Genomic DNA, 15,581 nt, shown 5'->3' on the forward strand with positions numbered 1-15,581 from the left:
GCCTCCGAATGCACGCGCATCGTTTACCCGAAGCCCGACGGCAAGCTGACGTTCGACCGGCTGTCATCCGTCTTTCTCTCCAATACCAATCACGAGGAGGACCAGCCACCGCATCTCGTCGTGAAGGACATGGCGCTGCAAAAATCGTCGGAGCACGACGTCTATGCCGGCCCATCGGCGCGCTATTGCCCGGCCGGTGTCTATGAGTGGATCGAGGAGGGCGGCGCGCCGAAATTCGTCATCAACGCGCAGAACTGCGTCCACTGCAAAACCTGCGACATCAAGGATCCGTCGCAGAACATCGTCTGGACGACGCCCGAGGGCGGCGGCGGCCCCAACTATCCGAATATGTGACGCCCCCGCGGGCGAAGGGCCTTGCCGGGGCCGCAAAACCCGGTGAGGCTCCGGCCCATGCGCCTGACCTCACTTCGCCTGCTCCTCTCCGGCTGCGCCCTGCTGGCCTTCGCCGCGCCCGCCGCCGCGCAGGAGGCGCCGCCCGCCGCCGAACCCGCCGGGCAGAGCGCCCCCGTGCTGATCATCGATCCTGATCCGGAGGCCGAGGCCTTGGCGGTCGAGTCGGCCGCCCCGCCGATCCCGGCCATATGGGCCCCGGCCCCGTTCACGGCCGACGGCCAGTCCGCCTATGGGCTCTACCTGTCCGGACGCGTGGCCAGCCTCAGGGGCGATCAGGCCGCCGGCGCCGAGCTCCTCGCGCTGAGCCAGTCGCTGACCCCCGAACAGCCCCAGCTGGGCGGCGACGCCTTCGTCGCCAGCCTGTTCTCGGGGGATATCGACGGCGTCGTGCGTCTAACGCCCGCCGTCGTGGGCACGCCCCTGTTCGCCGGCGCGGGACGCCTTGCGGCGGTGGTCCGGAGTCTGCGCGACGGCGACGGCGCCGGGGCCCTCGCCCTGCTGCGGGCCGGGGACTTCCCGGACCCGTATGGCCCGGTCACGGCCTATCTCCTGCCGTCCGTCGCCGCCGCCGGGGGCGACTGGACCACCGCGCTTCAGCCGGTCTCGGCGCCCACGACGTCGACCGCCGGGTTGGTGTTGCGGGACCAGCGGGCCCAGTTGCTGGAGAGCCGCCGCCGGTTCGAGGAGACCGAGGCCGAGTACCGCGCCCTGTTGGCCATCCCGGATGGGGCGCGGGTGTTCCGTGTCCATTACGGGGCCTTCCTCGAGCGCCGGGGCCGGCGCGACGAGGCGCTCGCTGTCTATGCGGCGGCCCTGGAGGGCGACGCGCCCGACCCGCGCGCCCTGATCGCCGGCCGGCGCGTGCGCGAGGGCGGGAGGCCGCCGGCCGCGCCGACCCCGGGCGAGATCGCCGCGGACGCGCTCGCCTTCGCCGCCATGGAAACCAGCCAGGTCGATTTCCACGAGCTGTCGGTCATCTATCTGCAGTTCGCGACCGCCCTCCGGCCCGACGACACGGTTGTCATCCGCCTGGCCGAAAGCCTGAAGGCGGCGCATCAGGACGCCGCCGCCCGCGCCGCCTTCGTCCGCGTCGGAACCGACAATCCGATCGTCTACGCCAGCGCCCAGCTCGGCCTCGGCGTCAGCCTTGCCGAGGAGGGCCGCGGCGAGGAGGCGCTCGAAGCCTTTCTCCGCGCCGATGCGGCCGCTCCGGAGCAGGTCGTCGTGTCGCGCCTGCTCGCCAACCACTATTTCGATCTCGGGCGCTTCGAAGAGGCGCTCGCCGTCCTCAACCGCCCGACCGTTAACACGGCCCGGCAATCGCTCGAGGTCCGCTTCGACCGGGGGGTGACGCTGGAACGGCTGGGGCGGATCGAGGAGGCCGAGGCCGAGCTGTGGACCGCGCTGCAGATGGCGCCCCAGAACCCGGACCTACTCAACCACCTCGGCTATCTGTGGGTCGACAGCGGCCGCCGGGTCGAACAGGGGGCGGAGATGATCGCCCGGGCCTTCGCGGCCGATCCCCGCAACGGCAACATCCAGGACTCGCTGGGATGGGCCCAGTACCGGAGCGGCGAGTACGAGAGCGCCGTCGAGACGCTCGAACAGGCGGTCGCCAAATTGCCCGCCAATGCCGAAATCAACGACCACCTCGGCGACGCCTACTGGCAGGTCGGCCGCCGTCGCGAGGCGGGCTGGCAGTGGAACCGGGTGCTGACGCTGGAGCCGGAGCCGGAGCGCCGCGCCGAGGTCGAGCACAAGCTGGCGGCCGGCCTTCCGGGCGCGCCCGTCACCGGTAGCCAGCCCTGAGGCATGACGACGCTCGAGGCCCTCGCCCCTGCCAAGGTCAACCTGTTCCTGCATGTCGGCCAGGTGGACGACGCCGGCTACCACCCGCTGGCCAGCCTCGTGGCCTTCGCGGACGTCGGGGATCGGATCAGCGTGGTCCCCGCCGACCGCCTGTCGCTGCGCCTCGAGGGACCGTTCGCCGCGGGGCTTGAGGGGCCGGGAGACAACCTGGTCCTGCGCGCGCTGCACGCCCTCGGCGAGGCGGCGGGCGTCGGCGAACCGAGGCTGGCGGTGACCCTCGACAAGCGTCTGCCGATCGCCGCCGGTCTCGGCGGCGGGTCCTCCGACGCCGGCGCCGCTCTGAAGCTGGCGCGGGACGCCCTCGGGCTCGATCTGTCCGACGAGGCGCTGGCTGACCTCGCCGCCGGGATCGGGGCGGACGGCCCCATGTGCCTGCACGCGCGCCCGGCGTGGGCGGAAGGGCGGGGCGACCGCCTGACGCCGGAGCCCCGGCTGCCGCCGCTTGCGGCCTTGCTGGTCAATCCGGGCGTCGCCTCCCCGACGGGCGAGGTCTACCGCGCCTATGACGCCGGCGCCCCGGTCGCCGCCGACCGGCCCTTGCCGCCATCCCGTTGGGACGCGACCACGGTCATCGCGTGGCTGGCGGCGCAGCGCAACGACCTCGAGGCGCCCGCCGTCGCCCGGGCGCCCGCCATCGGCGACGCCTTGGCCGCGGTCTCGGCGCTGCCCGGCGTGCGCCTGACGCGCATGTCGGGCTCGGGGGCCACCGTCTTCGCCCTGTTCGACACCCTGGCCCGGGCCGCCGCCGCAGGCCGTCTCCTGTCGGAAAATCGTCCTGGCTGGTGGATCACCCCCGCGAATCTGGGTTAGTTGCGCCCGCGCCAAGCTCTATGGCCGCATATCGTCGGTATTGTGCAGTCCATCCCGGAATCGCCTTGAGATTACCTCACGATCCCGGATGTTTCGCCGCAACTGACGCCAATATGGAACTCAGAACTTCGCTCCGGATGCGTCGGAGCGGATTTCATCATCACGACCGCGCTTCCATTCGCCTTGCGGTCACTTGACGAAGAAGAGGGATACTGATGCTTCGCACCACGCTGTTCTCCGCGGCCGCCGCCGCGGCTCTGCTGGCCGCCCCGGCCGCCATGGCCCAGACCGCTCCTGCCGCTCCGGCCCAGGCTGAGCCCGCCCCGGCGCCCGCCGCCGCCGGCACCGTCATCGACGTGCTCAAGGCCAGCGGCGATTTCACCACCCTGCTGCGCGCCTTCGACCAGGCCCAGCTGACCGAGACCCTGGCCACCCGCCCGGCCATCACCATCTTCGCGCCGACCGATGCGGCCTTTGCGGCCCTGCCGGAGGCCGAGCGCACCCGTCTGCTCGACCCGGCCAACGCCCAGGAACTGCGCAACCTGATGCTCTATCATGTCCTCGTGACCGAGCTGACGACCGACCAGATCAAGGGCGCGCGCGGTCCGATCGCCACCGCGGGCGGCGTCGAGATCACCATCGACGGCACCGGCGACGCCATCGCCGTCGACACGGCCACCGTCACCCAGGCCGAGATCGACGCCACCAACGGCGGCGTCTTCGTCATCGACAAGGTGCTGGCCCCGGGCGAGGCGGCTCCGGCCGCCGCGGGCGCCTGATCGCCCCACGGCCGTGAATCGACAGAGGCGGCGGGCTCCGGTCCGCCGCCTTTTTCCTGCGCGCGGCCCTTAACGGTCGGCCAACCGCTGTTGTGTATCGTGGCGGGATGGAAGTCCTGACCCCCGCTCACATCGCCGCCTTCGAGGCCGTGCTGGCCCGGGTCACGCCCGACGACCGGGCCCGCCTCCACGCCCTCAAGGACGCCGCCGCCGACGCGGCCGCCGCCTCTGCGCCGCACTGGGATTTCGACCAGCCCGGCCACCGCGCCGAAGAGGCGCTTCAGGTCGCCTTCGGCCCGTCCCTGACCGACGACCGCCGCCGCGCTCTCGTCGCCCTCTGGGCGCTGGAGATGCCGGCCCGCGTTCCCGCCGCCGATCTGCCGCCGGCGGTGCTGGAGCTCTATCCGGAATGGATCGGCCGCCTCGCCGACTTCCTGACCGCCGCCGCCGATCCCTACGACCGGGACTTCTGGGCCAAGGACGTCCGCATTTCGCTGGTGCTCAGCGTCCCCGGCGCCCGTACCCAGATGATCGACCTCAGCTCGCCCATGGGTCCCGGCCAGGTCCTGCGTCATGCCCGCGAGGGCTGGGGCTGGTCGGTCATCCCCGCCTACGCCGCCGCCCAGGCCTGGAAGCCGTGGCTGGAGGTGCATACCGAGAGCCGCGAACTGTCCGATTTCAACGAGGCGGGCTGGGACCGCGCCTGGGCCACCGCCGCCGAGATCCTCAGGCGCCGCCCGGACATGGCCGGCATGCTGGGCTCCAGCTGGTTCTACGACCCGCCGCTGGAGCAGATCAGCCCGCGCCTCGCCTACCTCCGCCTCAACCCCCGGAAGCACGGCGCCTTCATGGTCCACCAGGGCCCCGGCGACATCCACACCCAGCGCGCCGCGAGCAGCTCACCGACCCGCGCCGCCCTGATCGAGAAGGGCGAGTACCTCGCCCGGTCATGGATCGTCGCCTGGCCGCGGGCGGCGCTGATCCGATGGGCGGATGGGCGCAGGACGGCGCAGATGAGCGAAGCCGCCTAGGCCCGCACCACATCCCATGCCGCGCCCACGGGCAGCACCTCCAGTCCGGCCGCCCTGGCCAGCCGCAGCACCCGGTCCAGATCGTCCGGCGTGCAGCCATAGTCCGTCGGCCGGTCCGACACGTCGTGGCCATAGGCGGTCAGCCAGCCGCGCCGCGCCGCCGCCTCGGCCATCAGCGCCTCGAGGTCGTAGCCCGGCAGCCGCCGGCTCTCCAGCCCGATGCTCCTGATCAGCGCCCGGTCCTCGCGTCCGGCGTTGACGCCGTCGCGCACGCCCCGGGCCAGATCGAACCGCCCGCGCACCATCCCCTTGGCCCCGACCGTCGCGTCCCCGAACGGCCAGGCGAAGGTCGTCATGCGATGGCCGTCCAGCCGCTCCGCCACCCAGGCGGCGTTGGCGTCCAGGCTCAGCCGCAGCGCCTCCCGGTCCATCCGCAGCGCGCTGGTGTGGCCGAAGGTGTGGCAGCCGACCTCGTGCCCCGCGGCGTGCAGCGCCTGCAGTTGCTCCACGCGGAACTGGTCCCGGTCCATGTTCACGCCGCCGCACAGGCCGCCGCAGACATAGTAGGTCGCCTTGACCCCGTGCGCCGCCAGCACCGCCCCCGCCTCCGTCCAGGCGCTGGCCGGGAAATCGTCGAAGCTCAGCGAAAACACGCCCTTCGCCGGCGCGATCTCGACCGTCTCCACGTCGAGATACCGCGCGGCCCGCCGACGCATCTGGTCGATCTGCTTCATGCGGCGAAGGCTACGGGCCGACGCTTAAGATTCCGTCCCCCGTCTTCCCCGGCGAAGCCGGAGTCCATGGTTCGCGAGCCCCGGTTCTTCACGACGAGCACAACGTCCTCACAACGAACACGACGGGGCCGGTGCCTGGCGCGGAACCCGTTGTGTCCGTCGTGGTCTCGTCGTGCCCGTTGTGATGAACCCGACGTCCCGGCTCCTTGCCGCAAACAGGGCTCGCGTCTAGGGTCCGCCGCCTTCTCCCCGGGACGAAAAAGCCGACCGTGACCACCGAACCGCTCGCCTTCCAGGACCTGATCCTGACGCTTCACAAATACTGGGGCGATCAGGGCTGCGCGATCCTCCAGCCCTATGACATCGAGGTCGGCGCCGGCACCCTGCACCCGGCCACCGTCCTGCGCGCGCTCGGTCCGCGTCCGTGGAAGGCCGCCTACGTCCAGCCCAGCCGCCGCCCCGGAGATGGCCGCTACGGCGAAAATCCCAATAGATTACAACACTATTACCAATACCAAGTGATCCTGAAGCCGAACCCGGAGAACCTCCAGGCCCTGTATCTGGGATCGCTGGCGGCGATCGGAATCGATCCGAAACTGCACGACATCCGCTTCGTCGAGGACGATTGGGAAAACCCCACCGTCGGCGCCTGGGGGCTTGGCTGGGAGGTCTGGTGCGACGGCATGGAGGTGACCCAGTTCACCTATTTCCAGGGGGTCGGCGGCATCGAGGTCGACGTCGTCTCGGGCGAACTGACCTACGGGCTCGAGCGGCTGGCCATGTACGTCCAGGGCGTCGACAACGTCTACGATCTGAAGTTCACCAAGGAGGGCCTGACCTACCGCGAGGTCTTCCTCGAGAACGAGCGCCAGCAGTCCGAGGCGAACTTCCACGGCTACGACGTCGATGGCCTCAAGCGCCGCTTCGAGGACATGGAGTCCGAGGCGGCCAGACTGCTCGCCATGAAGGGCCCGCAGGGCCAGGCCCTGGTCCTGCCCGCCTACGACCAGGTCCTCAAAGCGTCGCACCTGTTCAACCTGATGGACGCCCGCGGCGCCATCGCCGTCGCCGAACGCCAGAGCTACATCGGCCGCATCCGCGACCTCTGTAAGGCCTGCGCGACGGAATGGGTCGAGCAGGAAAGGGCCCGGGCGTGAGCGACGATCGCGTCGTCTCGCTGAAGGACCGCCGGTCCGAGGGCGGGCCGAGACTGGGCGGCTGCCTCGTCTTCGCCAATGACCAGCTGCGGATGCCGATGGTCATGGGCGCGGTCGCGCCGGAGTGGACGACGATCGATCCGGTCGAGATCCGGATGGACGGGCGGGCCGAGCCGACGTCGGTCCTTGTCCGCTTCGGCATGATCGACCACTCGCCGGACGGGACCAGCGGCTACGTCGGGGAGAACGAGCACGGCGTCACCGCCGCCCTCTATTTCGAGCGGGAATTGTTCCTCGCCTTCCAGTCGGCGGCGCTGTCCCCGGCGCCCCTGACCCTGTTCGTCACCTTCTCCGCCCGCGACGACTCGCCGCCCAACCTGATGCTCGCCATCGAGCGCCGGACCGTCTGATGCCCCAGCTTCTCCTCGAACTGTTCTCGGAAGAAATTCCCGCCCGCATGCAGGCCGGTGCGGCCCGCGACCTCGAGCGCATGGCGGCCGACCGCCTCAAGGCCGCCGGCCTGACGTATGAGGCCCTGACGACCTTCGCCGGTCCGCGCCGTCTGACGCTCGTCGTCGAAGGCCTGCCCGCCGCTACCCCGGACCGCGAGGAGGAGCTCAAGGGCCCCCGCGCCAACGCGCCCGAACAGGCGCTGGACGGCTTCCTGCGCAAGACCGGCCTGACCCGCGACCAGCTGGTCGAGCGCAACGGCGTGCTGTTCGCGGTCATCAGCAGCCAGGGCCAGCCCACCGCCGCCCTGATCCCCGGCATGGTCGACCAGATCGTCCGCAACTTCCCGTGGCCCAAGTCAATGCGCTGGGGCTCCGGGACCCTGCGCTGGGTCCGCCCGCTGAAGCGCATCGTCGCCCTGTTCGATGGGGCCGTGGTCCCGTTCGACATCGACGGCGTGCACAGCGGCGACGTCACCGAGGGCCACCGCTTCCTCGGCTCCGGCAAGCCCTTCGCGGTGAAGGACTTCGCCGACTACCGCGCGAAGCTGGAGCGCGAGCACGTCCTGCTCGACGTCGCCGACCGCAAGCTGCGCATTCTCGAAGCGGCGCGGAAGGTCTGCCACGACCGCGGCCTCGCCCTCGTCGACGACGACGGCCTGCTCGACGAGGTCGCCGGCCTGGCCGAATGGCCGACCCCGATCCTCGGCGACATGGACCCGCAGTTCCTCGACCTGCCGCCCGAGGTGGTCCGCCTGTCGATGAAGGTGCACCAGAAATATTTCGCCGTCCGCGATCCGGCCACGCACGGCCTCGCGCCGCACTTCGTCGTGGTCGCCAACGTCGAGGCCTCGGACGGCGGCAAGGCCCTCGCCGCCGGCAACAGCCGCGTCCTCTCCGCCCGCCTCGACGACGCCCGCTTCTTCTGGGACGAGGACCTCAAGACCGGCTTCGACGTCTGGAACGACAAGCTGAAGGGCGTCACCTTCCACGCCAAACTGGGGACCCTGGCCGAACGCGTCGACCGCATCGCCGCCCTCGCCCGCGAGATCGCCCCGCTGGTCGGCGCCGATCCGGATCAGGCCGAACAGGCCGCCCGCCTCGCCAAGGCCGACCTCGCCTCGGGCATGGTCGGTGAGTTCCCGGAACTGCAGGGCGTGATGGGCGGCTACTACGCCCGCGCCTTCGGCCAGCCCGACGCCATCGCCGACGCCGTCCGCGACCACTACAAGCCGCAGGGCCCCGCCGACACCGTCCCGACCGCGCCCCTGACGGTCGCCGTCGCCCTCGCCGACAAGCTCGACACCCTCGTCGGCTTCTTCGCCATCGACGAAAAGCCGACCGGCTCCAAGGACCCGTTCGCCCTCCGACGAGCCGCGCTGGGGGTGATCCGGCTGGTGCTGGAGAATGGGGTGCGACTCCCGCTTAACAGTCTCTCGTGGGAGTTCTTCCAACTCCGAGTGGCCCACGACACTGCGGGAGAATCTCAAGATCTGGACGCCCTCCATTCCGCTGCTCAGTCGGTGGTCGGGGCAGACGCATACGCCGCCTTCAAGCAGGAGCTGGAGGACTCCGTCTTGCGGGCACAGGAGGCCTCTCCCGACTATGATCACGACAAGGGCATGGCCGAGGGAGTCGCAGCGTATCGCGCACTCCTCGCCTTCTTCGCCGACCGCCTGAAGGTCCTCCTCCGCGACCAGGGCAAGCGCCATGATCTCGCCGACGCCGTCTTCGCGCTTGGCGACGACGACCTCGTCCGCATCGTGCGGCGGGTCGAGGCGCTCGACGCCTTCCTCGCCACCGACGACGGGGCCAATCTGCTGGCCGGTTCCAAGCGCGCCTCGAACATCCTGCGAGCCGAGGAGAAGAAGGGCCCGCTGCCCTCCGGAGAGCCCGTCGCCCTGCCCGGCGCCCCGGCCGAGGAGACCGCCCTCATCGCCGCCGCCGCCGCCGCCGCGACCGCCGTCGACGCCGCCCTGCAGACCGAGGACTTCGCCGCCGCCATGCGCGCCCTCGCCGCCCTGCGCGCCCCGGTCGACGCCTTCTTCGACAAGGTGCTGGTCAACTCCGACGTGGCCGCGGAACGCGACAACCGCCTCAAGCTGCTGGGTCAGGTCCGCGCGGTGATGGGCCGGGTGGCGGATTTCGGACTGATCAGCGGCTGAATTCAGCGTCCTTCTCCCCTTGCGGGAGAAGGTGGCGGCCGAAGGCCGACGGATGAGGGGTCGACGGGACGGCGGCCGGTTGGCGTGGCCGGCGTCGGATGCGGTGATCGCCTGTGCGACCCCTCATCCGACCTCGCTGCGCTCGGCCACCTTCTCCCGCAAGGGGAGAAGGGCCTTAACCCCTGAGCACCTTCCGCAGCTGCGGATGCAGCTCCGTGTTCGCGGCCAGGATCTGCCCGCCCGTCATCGGGTTTCCGTCCTCGTCGATGGTCGTCACGATGCCGCCCGCCTCGGTGACGAACAGGATGCCCGCCGCCACGTCCCACGGCTGCAGGTTGCGTTCGTAATAGGCGTCGTACCGCCCCGCCGCGACCCAGGCGAAGTCCAGCGCGGCCGAGCCCAGCCGGCGGATGCCCGCCACCCGCTGGCCGATGGCGTGGATGTCCTTGATGGCCTGGGCATGCCCCGTCTTGCCGATGAACGGCAGGCCCGTGGCGATCAGGCTCTCCGACAGGTCGCGGCGTCCGGCGACGCGGATGCGCTGGTCGTTCAGGTAGCAGCCCTTGCCCTTCTCGGCCCAGAACAGCTCGTTCATGACGGGGTTGTAGGTCACCCCCGCGACGATCTCGGAATGGCCGTCCGGCGCGGTGCGCTGCAGCCCCACCGTGATGGCGAAATGCGGCATGGCGTGCATGAAGTTGGTGGTGCCGTCGATCGGGTCGACGATCCACATGTGCGACTTGTCGGTGCCCTCGATCAGGCCGCGCTCCTCGCCGAGGAAGCCGTAGCCCGGCCGCGCCTTCATCAGCAGTTCGTACAGGGTGTCCTCGGCCTTGATGTCGGCCGCCGTGACGAAGTCGCCCGGACCCTTGCGCGACACCTGCAGCTGCGCCACCTCGCCGAAGTCGCGCAGCATCGGCCGGGCGGTCTTGCGGACCGCGTCCATCATCACTTGCAGCAGGGCGGAGGCGAGGGCCATGGGGAATCTCCTGGTCCGAAAGTCCTTGAAAGGCGGAAGCGCCCGGACAGACGGAGAAGTTCAAAAAGGCGGCGTCCGGGGACGCCGGGTGACAGTGCTAGTGAGCAAGAGGTGAGCGAGAAAGGCGCGCGATCCGGCTCACCCCTCGCTCACTGACACTGTCACTCGCTAGTCCGCGCGGCGGACGTATTCGCCGGTGGTGGTGTCGACGACGATCTTCTCGCCGACGCCCATGTAGGGCGGGATCATGATGCGGACGCCGTTGTTGGCGATGGCCGGCTTGTAGGACGACGAGGCGGTCTGGCCCTTCACCGTCGGCTCGGTCTCGACGACTTCCAGCGTCACCTGCTCCGGCAGCTCGAGGCCGATCGGACGGTCCTCGTGGCTCTCGATGACCACCTTCATGCCTTCCTGCAGGTAGGGGATGCGCTCTTCGCCGACCCATTCCTTCTGCAGTTCGATCTGCTCGTAGTTCTCGTCGTTCATGAACACGAGGGTGTCGCCGCCGTCGTACAGGTAGCTGTAGTCTCGCTGCTCCAGGGTGACGCGCTCGACCTTGTCTTCCGATCGGAAGCGTTCGTTCAGCTTGTTGCCGGTCTCGAGGTTCTTGGCCTCGACGTTGGCGAAGGCGCCGCCCTTGCCCGGCTTAACGTGGCTGGCCTTGGTGACGACCCACAGGCCGCCGTTAACCTGCAGGACCATGCCGGGCTTGATGGTGTTGCCGTTGATCTTCATCGGTGTCTCGGAAGGATGGGAGCGCAGCCCCGTGCGCGACGGGGCTCGCTACAGGAAGCCGCGTCTCCGGGCAAGGCGGGCCGATGCAGGACCGCCCGCACTTTCCTTGCTCACCCCTTGCTCACTGGCACTGTCACTTCTCAGTGCACCGTCGCCTGCTCCTCCACCGTATTGGCCATGTGCACCTTGCGGCCCATCGGAGACGCCAGCTTGCCGGCCCGCACGTCGATCTTGCGCGCCTCGTGGGCGAAGGCCGCGGCCAACCCCGCCGAAGACATCGCCGCCGCGATCTGCATCGCCCGTCCCGCCGGACGCAGCGCGATCCACACCGCATTCAGGGCCTGGGCTCCCGCCCACAGCGACATGGCCACGGTCCGCGCCCGCGTGTGGGGCGCGTTCCAGACCCGCACCGCCGACAGGGTGGTGACCGAGAACACCGCCGGCAGGATCAGACTCAGGGGACCCCTGGGCCGCTCCGTGACCGGCGCGTGATCGTCGTCCGGGTGATCGCGCACGGGCGACAGCGCCCGGGTCGCGAACACCGTCGCCGCCAGGGCGAAGCCCACCGTCAGGGCGATGCCCAGCGCCACATGTCCCGGATGCCGGCCCTCGGCGTTGAGGAAGTCGGTCGCCGCCTCGCGCGCGTCGTCCAGGGCGTTGTCGATGCTCATTGCCGGGCTCCCTCTGCGTCGGGAGCGGAATGGGCGGGGGAGGGGCCTAGTTCCCCGTCGCGCTCCGGTCCGGCGCGATCTCGGTCATCGCCGACTGCAGATAGTTCTGCTCGCCCAGCTGCTCGATCAGCTTGTGCTGGGCCTCGAGGAAGTCGATGTGCTCCTCGGTGTCGGCGAGGATCTCCGACAGGATCTGGCGGCTGACATAGTCCTTGGCCGCCTCGCACTGGGCGATGCCGGCGATCTGCGCATCGCGGCCGGCCAGCTCCAGCGCCAGGTCGGAGCCGAGGCATTCCACCGCGCTCTCGCCGATCTTCAGCTTGTGCAGGTCCTGCAGGTTGGGCAGGCCGTCGAGGAACAGCACCCGCTTGATCAGCTTGTCGGCGTGTTTCATCTCGCCGATCGACTCGTCGTAGATGATCTGGCCGAGGTGCTTCAGCCCCCAGCTCTCGAACATCCGGGCGTGCAGGAAATACTGGTTGACCGACGTCAGCTCGTTGGTCAGCACCGCATTGAGCGTGCGGATGATCGCGGGATCGCCCTTCATCGTCGTATCTTTCGTCCGCGGGGCGCCCATCGTCTGACGGTCTGAATCACCCGCGCCTGTCCGCCGTAATTAACACGGAAACAGCCGTTGTGTTCACCTGCGAACACTTCTCACAACATTGAAAATGCGAATGAATCTCCCTTCCGGGAGACCGGCCGGCCTATTCGGCGGCGAGAGCGTAGGATTCGCGCGTCTCTTCAATCATCTCGCGCATTTCGCAGACGCAACGGCAGCACTGGGGCCGGCACTGGTGACGGTCGAAGACGTCCTTCGGACGCATCGCGCCCGCCTCGATGGCTCGGGCGACGTCACGCTGGCGAAGGCCGTTGCAGTTGCAGACGTACACGGGACGGACCCACAGAAGAGATTGCGAACGGTTCTCTTTTAGCAGCGCAAATGCGGCGAATGCAAGTCGTTCGCACCTCCGGGTCTTTACGGAGGCGGCTTCAGGGGCCGTCAGGTTTCGACGGTTGTCGGCAGCGCCGTCCTCTGCTCAGCTTGGCCGGAACAGGCGGAGCGGTGACATGTGTGGCTGGCGTTTGGGACGGACGGCCTTGGTGGCCCTGGTCATGGTGTGCGGCGCGGGCGGCGCCCCGGCGCTGGCCCAGACCGCAGATGGCCTCGACCCGTTCCGGACCGAGGCGGAGCTTCGCCGCTTCCTTCAGGAGCGTGCGGGCGGCGCGCCGGTCTATCTGGCCCCGCCCGTGGCCGTTCCGGTGACGGCTCCGCCCCCGATGATCATCGCGACGCCCGACGCGTCCCCCGCGACCGAAGCGGCCGCCGCCGACTATGACGCGGATGTCCAGGAGATCGTGCTCACGGCCAGCCGAGCGGCCGACCCTTCCATCACCAACACCCAGGTCGCCGGCGTCGACGAGGGCGGCATCGTCAAGGTGCGTGGCGACCACCTCGTCATCCTGCGCCGCGGCCGGCTGTTCACCGTCTCGACCGCCGACGGCGGCCTGAGGCCGGTCGACGCGATCAACGCCTACCCGCCCGGCGTCGACGCCGGCGGCGACTGGTACGACGAGATGCTGGTGTCCGGCGATCAGGTCGTGGTCATCGGCTACAGCTACAGCCGCGGCGGGACCGAGGTCAGCCGCTTCCGCCTCTCGCCCGACGGGCGTCTGAGCTTCCGCGACGCCTATCACATGCGCTCGAACGACTATTACTCGTCGCGCAACTACGCCTCGCGCCTGATCGGCGACGAACTGATCCTCTATTCGCCGCTCGACATCGGCTGGCATGAGGATCCGCTCGACATGCTGCCCGGCGTGCGCCGCTGGACGGGGGACCCCGACGCGCCGTTCCAGCGCATCGCCGGCCCGCGCCAGGTGTTCATCGCGCCCCAGATGCGCCGCTCCGAGGACGGCGAGATCGATGCGCTTCACACCGTCAGCCGCTGCGACCTGACCGCGCCGGAACTGACCTGCGAGGCCACCGTGGTGCTCGGGCCGGAAGGGCGGACCTTCTACGTCTCGTCCCAGGCGGTCTATCTGTGGACCTCCGACACCTGGCGCTCATGGCGGCGGACCGAGCGGGGCGACGCCCCGGAATCCTCGCTCTACCGCATCCCTCTCGACGGCTCCCGGCCCCAGGCCGTGCTCACCCGCGGCGCGCCCATGGACCAGTTTTCCTTCCGCGAGGACGCCGGGCACGACCTGATCGAGGTCGTGGTCTGGTCCGAAGGCGGCGGCGACGAGATGTGGCGGCCCGAGTTCACCGAGGGCGCCCCGGCCCTGCTGCGCCTGCCGTTCAGCCGCTTCGGCGACGGCTCCCGCGAGGCCGCGGCGCGCGACTACCGTTTCCTGGCCGACCTGCCGGGAGACGACGAGGGCCACAACCGCTTCGTCGGCCGGCATCTGCTGCTCAGCCGCAACGGCTGGAACCCGAAGGATGACACCACCACCGGCGCCGTCATGGTCGTGCCGGTCGGGGGCGGGCGGATCGAGACCTTCGCCTTCGCCGAGCCCGTGACCCGTCTGGAGGCCATCGGCCGGGACGCCCTGGTCGTGTCCGGCGACGACGAAGTGGCCTTCACGACCGTCGACCTGTCCGGCCGGCCGCGCCTGGCCGACCGCTACGTCGCCCAGGCCGCCGGCGAGTCGGAAAGCCGCAGCCACGGCTTCTTCTACAGCCCCGACCCGGGCAGCCGCGACGGCGCCTCCGGCCTGCTGGGCCTGCCCGTCAACCGGACGATCGAGGGCCGACACGACTATCTGTTCAGCAGCGCCGCCGACATGCTGTTCCTGCGTCGGGCCGACCGCCGCCTGTCCGAACTGGGCCGACTCGCTTCGCGGGCGGATGGCGCGATCGACGACGCCTGCGTCGCCTCCTGCGCCGACTGGTACGGCAACGCCCGGCCGATCTTCCTGCGGGGGCGGGTCTTCGCCCTGCTCGGCTACGAACTGGTCGAGGGCCGGGTGGAAGGCGGCGGCGTCCGCGAGATCGGCCGGCTCAACTTCGCCCCGGCGGCGCGCGCGGAGGATTGACGCCGGCCTCGCGCCGCCGCACTTGCCGCGCATGGCCAGAGAACCCGTCGCCCCGCCGCGCCCGCCGTGCCGCCTGTACCTGATCACGCCGCCGGAGATCGCCGACCTCGCCGCCTTCGCGCGCACGCTCGATGAGGCGCTCGCCGCCGGCGACGTGGCGGCGCTGCAGATCCGGCTCAAGCCCGCCGACGACGCCGTCCTCCTCGCGGCGGTGGAGGCGCTGGCCCCGGTCGCCCGCGCCCGCGGCGTCGCCGTGCTCCTCAACGACCGGCCCGACCTCGCCGCCCGCTCCGGCTGCGACGGCGTCCACATCGGCCAGTCGGATGCGTCCCTGGCCGAGGCGCGCCGCCTGCTGGGCCCGGACGCCATGATCGGCGTGACCTCCCACGACAGCCGCGAACTGGCCATGGACGCGGCCGAGGCCGGGGCCGACTACGTCGCCTTCGGCGCCTTCTTCCCGACCGCGACCAAGCAGACCGCGCACCGCCCCGACCCCGAAATCCTGACCATCTGGCAGGAGACGGTCGAGGTCCCCTGCGTCGCCATCGGCGGCATCACGCCCGAAAACGCCGGCGACCTGGCCCGGGCCGGAGCGGATTTCGTGGCGGTCAGCGCGGCGGTCTGGAGCCATCCGGAGGGGCCCGCCGCGGCGGTCCGGGCCTTCAATCAGGTTCTCGCCGCAAGCGCCTGACCTTCAGGGGATATTAGGAAGCGTGAGCTAAGCAAACCGGAAGACGAGGCCGCTTCCC

16 protein-coding genes are annotated in these 15,581 nt (G+C 70.3%); 10 read left to right on the plus strand and 6 right to left on the minus strand.

Annotated elements, in window-relative coordinates; translation table 11 throughout:
- The 5 genes from VEA98_RS05580 to VEA98_RS05600 form a co-directional block, all read left to right on the plus strand.
- On the plus strand, positions 1-354 hold a 354-nt coding region (locus VEA98_RS05580), incomplete at its 5' end, for a 4Fe-4S dicluster domain-containing protein (protein ID WP_324811570.1).
- A 57-nt stretch (positions 355-411) separates the two neighbouring features.
- Positions 412-2,223, plus strand: a complete 1,812-nt coding sequence (locus VEA98_RS05585; protein WP_324811572.1) for a tetratricopeptide repeat protein — start codon at positions 412-414, stop codon at positions 2,221-2,223.
- Positions 2,224-2,226: 3 nt separating this feature from the next.
- Positions 2,227-3,093 carry a 4-(cytidine 5'-diphospho)-2-C-methyl-D-erythritol kinase gene (locus tag VEA98_RS05590; RefSeq protein WP_324811574.1) on the plus strand — a complete coding sequence of 289 codons (867 nt, stop codon included), beginning with the start codon at positions 2,227-2,229 and terminating at the stop codon, positions 3,091-3,093.
- 215 nt (positions 3,094-3,308) lie between these two features.
- Positions 3,309-3,872 carry a fasciclin domain-containing protein gene (locus VEA98_RS05595; protein WP_324811576.1) on the plus strand — a complete coding sequence of 188 codons (564 nt, stop codon included), beginning with the start codon at positions 3,309-3,311 and terminating at the stop codon, positions 3,870-3,872.
- A gap of 107 nt (positions 3,873-3,979) precedes the next feature.
- Positions 3,980-4,903 carry a hypothetical protein gene (locus VEA98_RS05600; protein ID WP_324811578.1) on the plus strand — a complete coding sequence of 308 codons (924 nt, stop codon included), beginning with the start codon at positions 3,980-3,982 and terminating at the stop codon, positions 4,901-4,903.
- Here the strand turns inward: VEA98_RS05600 and VEA98_RS05605 are convergent.
- On the minus strand, positions 4,900-5,637 hold the full coding sequence (locus VEA98_RS05605; RefSeq protein ID WP_324811580.1) for a polysaccharide deacetylase family protein: 738 nt from the start codon (positions 5,635-5,637) through the stop codon (positions 4,900-4,902). The two genes, VEA98_RS05600 and VEA98_RS05605, sit on opposite strands and share 4 nt — an antisense overlap.
- Positions 5,638-5,906: 269 nt before the next feature.
- Between VEA98_RS05605 and VEA98_RS05610 the strand changes: the two genes are divergently transcribed.
- The 3 genes from VEA98_RS05610 to glyS are packed head-to-tail and all read left to right on the plus strand — an operon-like array spanning position 5,907 to position 9,408.
- A complete protein-coding gene (locus VEA98_RS05610; RefSeq protein ID WP_324811582.1) occupies positions 5,907-6,794 on the plus strand; it encodes a glycine--tRNA ligase subunit alpha in 888 nt (295 codons plus the stop codon).
- Entirely contained in the window at positions 6,791-7,204 is a 414-nt protein-coding gene (locus VEA98_RS05615) for a hypothetical protein (RefSeq protein WP_324811584.1), read from the plus strand. The genes VEA98_RS05610 and VEA98_RS05615 overlap by 4 nt, the downstream gene beginning before the upstream one ends.
- Positions 7,204-9,408: a glycine--tRNA ligase subunit beta gene (glyS, locus tag VEA98_RS05620; RefSeq protein ID WP_324811586.1), complete on the plus strand. Its 2,205-nt coding sequence runs from the start codon at positions 7,204-7,206 to the stop codon at positions 9,406-9,408. Before VEA98_RS05615 ends, glyS begins: the two co-directional genes overlap by 1 nt.
- 175 nt (positions 9,409-9,583) lie before the next feature.
- Here glyS and VEA98_RS05625 read toward each other — a convergent pair whose 3' ends face one another.
- From VEA98_RS05625 to VEA98_RS05645, 5 genes are all read right to left on the minus strand, one after another.
- Positions 9,584-10,387, minus strand: coding sequence for an inositol monophosphatase family protein (locus VEA98_RS05625; protein WP_324811588.1), 804 nt, complete (start codon positions 10,385-10,387; stop codon positions 9,584-9,586).
- 168 nt (positions 10,388-10,555) lie between these two features.
- On the minus strand, positions 10,556-11,122 hold the full coding sequence (efp, locus tag VEA98_RS05630) for an elongation factor P (RefSeq protein ID WP_324811590.1): 567 nt from the start codon (positions 11,120-11,122) through the stop codon (positions 10,556-10,558).
- A gap of 140 nt (positions 11,123-11,262) precedes the next feature.
- The gene (locus tag VEA98_RS05635; protein ID WP_324811592.1) at positions 11,263-11,793 is read right to left on the minus strand and encodes a TspO protein; all 531 of its coding nucleotides are present in this window, start codon (positions 11,791-11,793) and stop codon (positions 11,263-11,265) included.
- 46 nt (positions 11,794-11,839) lie between these two features.
- Positions 11,840-12,340, minus strand: coding sequence for a bacterioferritin (gene bfr / locus VEA98_RS05640; RefSeq protein ID WP_324811594.1), 501 nt, complete (start codon positions 12,338-12,340; stop codon positions 11,840-11,842).
- A gap of 160 nt (positions 12,341-12,500) precedes the next feature.
- Entirely contained in the window at positions 12,501-12,686 is a 186-nt protein-coding gene (locus VEA98_RS05645; RefSeq protein WP_324811596.1) for a (2Fe-2S)-binding protein, read from the minus strand.
- 178 nt (positions 12,687-12,864) lie between these two features.
- Here VEA98_RS05645 and VEA98_RS05650 point away from each other — a divergent pair, with 178 nt between their 5' ends.
- Positions 12,865-14,832 (plus strand): beta-propeller domain-containing protein, encoded by a 1,968-nt coding sequence (locus VEA98_RS05650; protein ID WP_324811598.1) that lies wholly within the window; start codon positions 12,865-12,867, stop codon positions 14,830-14,832.
- A gap of 31 nt (positions 14,833-14,863) precedes the next feature.
- Complete coding sequence (gene thiE / locus VEA98_RS05655) at positions 14,864-15,523, plus strand: thiamine phosphate synthase (RefSeq protein ID WP_324811600.1); 660 nt, start codon at positions 14,864-14,866, stop codon at positions 15,521-15,523.
- Positions 15,524-15,581: the final 58 nt, after the last annotated feature.

Source organism: Brevundimonas sp. (assembly GCF_035627055.1).
In the GTDB taxonomy this organism is placed as follows: domain Bacteria; phylum Pseudomonadota; class Alphaproteobacteria; order Caulobacterales; family Caulobacteraceae; genus Brevundimonas.

Bases quoted from the DNA above. Each gene is read 5' to 3' on its own strand.
- VEA98_RS05585 (WP_324811572.1), top strand. From the start codon at position 412: ATGCGCCTGACCTCACTTCGCCTGCTCCTCTCCGGCTGCGCCCTGCTG.
- VEA98_RS05590 (WP_324811574.1), top strand. From the start codon at position 2,227: ATGACGACGCTCGAGGCCCTCGCCCCTGCCAAGGTCAACCTGTTCCTG.
- VEA98_RS05595 (WP_324811576.1), top strand. From the start codon at position 3,309: ATGCTTCGCACCACGCTGTTCTCCGCGGCCGCCGCCGCGGCTCTGCTG.
- VEA98_RS05600 (WP_324811578.1), top strand. From the start codon at position 3,980: ATGGAAGTCCTGACCCCCGCTCACATCGCCGCCTTCGAGGCCGTGCTG.
- VEA98_RS05605 (WP_324811580.1), bottom strand. From the start codon at position 5,637: ATGAAGCAGATCGACCAGATGCGTCGGCGGGCCGCGCGGTATCTCGAC.
- glyS (WP_324811586.1), top strand. From the start codon at position 7,204: ATGCCCCAGCTTCTCCTCGAACTGTTCTCGGAAGAAATTCCCGCCCGC.
- VEA98_RS05625 (WP_324811588.1), bottom strand. From the start codon at position 10,387: ATGGCCCTCGCCTCCGCCCTGCTGCAAGTGATGATGGACGCGGTCCGC.
- efp (WP_324811590.1), bottom strand. From the start codon at position 11,122: ATGAAGATCAACGGCAACACCATCAAGCCCGGCATGGTCCTGCAGGTT.
- VEA98_RS05635 (WP_324811592.1), bottom strand. From the start codon at position 11,793: ATGAGCATCGACAACGCCCTGGACGACGCGCGCGAGGCGGCGACCGAC.
- bfr (WP_324811594.1), bottom strand. From the start codon at position 12,340: ATGAAGGGCGATCCCGCGATCATCCGCACGCTCAATGCGGTGCTGACC.
- VEA98_RS05650 (WP_324811598.1), top strand. From the start codon at position 12,865: ATGTGTGGCTGGCGTTTGGGACGGACGGCCTTGGTGGCCCTGGTCATG.
- thiE (WP_324811600.1), top strand. From the start codon at position 14,864: ATGGCCAGAGAACCCGTCGCCCCGCCGCGCCCGCCGTGCCGCCTGTAC.